This window comes from Brachyspira pilosicoli (genome assembly GCF_019402445.1).
Lineage (GTDB): Bacteria > Spirochaetota > Brachyspiria > Brachyspirales > Brachyspiraceae > Brachyspira > Brachyspira pilosicoli_B.
On sequence record NZ_SRZM01000351.1, the window covers coordinates 1 to 3,059 of the forward strand.

Annotated in this window: 2 protein-coding genes; both read left to right on the forward strand. The window is 32.5% G+C overall.

Going from position 1 to position 3,059, the window contains the following annotated elements; genetic code table 11:
• The first annotated feature begins 98 nt into the window (after positions 1 to 98).
• Positions 99 to 1,595, forward strand: coding sequence for a 2-isopropylmalate synthase (locus E6A48_RS10525; RefSeq protein ID WP_219710167.1), 1,497 nt, complete (start codon positions 99 to 101; stop codon positions 1,593 to 1,595).
• A 101-nt stretch (positions 1,596 to 1,696) separates the two neighbouring features.
• The gene (gene leuC, locus E6A48_RS10530; protein WP_219710169.1) at positions 1,697 to 2,944 is read left to right on the forward strand and encodes a 3-isopropylmalate dehydratase large subunit; all 1,248 of its coding nucleotides are present in this window, start codon (positions 1,697 to 1,699) and stop codon (positions 2,942 to 2,944) included.
• The last annotated feature ends 115 nt before the right edge of the window (positions 2,945 to 3,059 follow it).

The following is a 3,059-nucleotide window of genomic DNA, read 5'->3' on the forward strand; positions in this document are numbered from 1 at the left end:
GTAAGCTGCGGGAAAAAGAACAAGAAAAAATAAACAATTTTATACAAACAATAAAAATATTTAATTATACAATGGTTTATTTATAAAAGGTTTTAACAATGAGAAAGATTAAAATTTTTGATACTACTTTAAGAGATGGAGAACAATCTCCTGGTTGTACTATGAATTTGGCTGAAAAATTAGAGATGGCAGCTGAATTAGATAAATTGGGTGTTGATATCATAGAAGCAGGTTTTGCTATATGTTCTGATGATGATTTCAATGCTATAAGAGAAGTAAGCAAGGTTGTAGAAAATGCAAAATTGGTAAGCTTAGCAAGATGCAACAAAAAAGATATAGACAGAGCTTATGAGGCACTTGCTGAGGCAAAACACCCTATGCTTCATACATTTATAGCTACAAGTGATATACACTTAAAGCATAAATTAGAGATGACCAGAGAGCAAGTATTAGAAACTATAAAAGAATCTGTTTCTTATGCTAAAACCAAATTCGAGTTTATAGAGTTTTCTGCTGAAGATGCATCAAGAAGCGACAGAGAGTTTTTAGCTAAGGCTTATTCTGTTGCTATTGAAAATGGTGCTACTACTATAAATGTTCCTGATACTGTTGGATATACCACTCCTATAGAAATGGCTGACTTAATAAAATATTTAAAAGAGAATGTTAAAGGTATAGAGAATGTTGATATATCTGTGCATTGTCATGATGATTTAGGACTTGGTACTGCTAATTCTTTGTCGGCGGTGTTGGCTGGTGCTACTCAGGTAGAATGTACTATTAATGGTATAGGTGAGCGTGCTGGTAATGCTAGTTTGGAAGAGATTGTAATGGGCATAAAAACAAGAAAAGATTTTTATAATGCATATACTGATATTAACACTAAACGCATTTATAAAGTATCAAAATTATTATCTACAATTTCTGGTATGGTGGTTGCTCCAAATAAGGCTATAGTGGGAGCTAATGCTTTTGCTCATGAGGCTGGTATTCATCAACATGGTGTATTAAAAGAGCGTTCTACTTATGAGATTATGAATGTTGAAGATATAGGCATACCTCAAAACAAAATGGTATTAGGTAAACATTCTGGTAAACATGCTTTTAAAGACAGAATTGAATCTTTGGGTTATGACATTGATGATAAAGCTTTAGAAGATAAGTTTACAGAGTTTAAAGCTTTGGCAGACAAGAAAAAGATAGTTACTGATTCTGATATTGAAGCATTGTTAATAGGAAACACAAATATAGAGAACCCTAACTATACATTAAAAAGTTTTATGGTTAATGATAGTGATTCAATATCGTCTTTTGCTTCTGTATCTATAATTGACAATAAAGGCAATGTTGTTGAGGTTATAGGTAAAGGAAACGGACCTATTGATGCGGCATTTGGAGCTATTGACTCTGTAACATCAAATAGAGCTAAATTGGTTACATATACTATTAATGCCATTACAGAAGGTGAAGATGCTTTAGGAGAGGTTATTGTGAGACTTGCTTCTGATAATAAAACAGTTATTGGCAGAGCTGTAAGTACAGATATTATACAGGCAAGTTTGATGGCTTATATTAATGGTTTGAACAAATTGTAATTTTATAGGGCTTATGCAATTTTTAATAGATTGTAAAAGCCCTTTTTTATGATATATTATGATTTTTATGCTGTGTAAATTAATTATTGAAGGATATAAAAATGACTATCACACAAAAGATTTTAGCTGCACATGCTGGAGTTGACAAAGTTGAGGCAGGTGAGCTTATAATGGTTAGAACCGATTTAGTTTTAGGCAATGACATAACAAGTCCTGTTGCTATAAACGAGTTTGAAAAATATGGTTTTAATAAAGTTTTTGATAAAGAAAAAATAGCTTTGGTTATGGACCATTTTGCTCCAAACAAAGATATTAAAGCTGCAGAGCAGTGCAAACAATGCAGAGATTTTGCTAATAAGCATGATATTACACATTATTATGATGTGGGTGATATGGGTGTTGAGCATGCACTTTTGCCTGAGAAAGGTTTAGTTGCTCCAGGTGAAGTTATAATTGGGGCTGATTCTCATACTTGTACTTATGGGGCTTTTGGTGCTTTTTCTACTGGAGTAGGAAGCACTGATATGGCTGCTGCTATGGCTACTGGAAAGGTTTGGTTCAAAGTTCCTGCTGCTATTAAGTTTAATCTTAAAGGAAAGTTAAAGCCAAATGTATCTGGTAAAGATGTTATACTTCATATTATAGGTATGATAGGAGTTGATGGAGCATTATACAAATCTATGGAGTTTAGGGGCGAGGGTGTTTCATCTCTTACTATGGACGACAGGGCTTGTATTTCTAATATGGCTATTGAGGCAGGTGCTAAAAATGGAATATTTGAAGTTGATGACAAAACTATAGAATTCTTAAAAGACATAGTAAAAAGAGATTATACTATTTTTAGAGCTGATGATGATGCAGTATACGAAAAAGAGTATGATATTGATTTATCTGCAATTGAGCCTACAGTTGCTTGCCCTCATTTACCTGAAAACACAAAAGAAGCTAAAGAATTAAAAGACATAAAAGTTGATCAGGTTGTTATAGGTTCTTGTACAAATGGAAGATTGTCTGATATGGCTATTGCTGCCAACATTTTAAAAGGCAAAAAAGTAGCTAAAAATGTAAGATGTATAATTATTCCTGCTACACAGAAAGTTTATAAAGAGTGCATAAAATTAGGCTATATGGATATATTTATTGACGCTGGTTGTGCGGTATCTACTCCTACATGCGGACCTTGTTTGGGCGGATATATGGGAATACTTGCACATGATGAGGTTGCTGTTACTACAACTAATAGAAACTTTGTTGGAAGAATGGGGGATAAAACTTCAAAAGTATATTTGGCTAGTCCTGCTACAGCAGCATACAGTGCTTTGACAGGATACATAACAGAGCCTAAATGATAAAAGTGTCATAATTATTATAATATTATAATAAAATATAATTTGTTAAAATAAATTTATATTTTAGCTTAAATTTAATAATTTATCTTATTAAAGATAAAATTAGTATTATTTG

Excerpts from the sequence above, each read along its gene's own strand:
- E6A48_RS10525 (WP_219710167.1), top strand. The coding sequence starts at position 99 with ATGAGAAAGATTAAAATTTTTGATACTACTTTAAGAGATGGAGAACAA.
- leuC (WP_219710169.1), top strand. The coding sequence starts at position 1,697 with ATGACTATCACACAAAAGATTTTAGCTGCACATGCTGGAGTTGACAAA.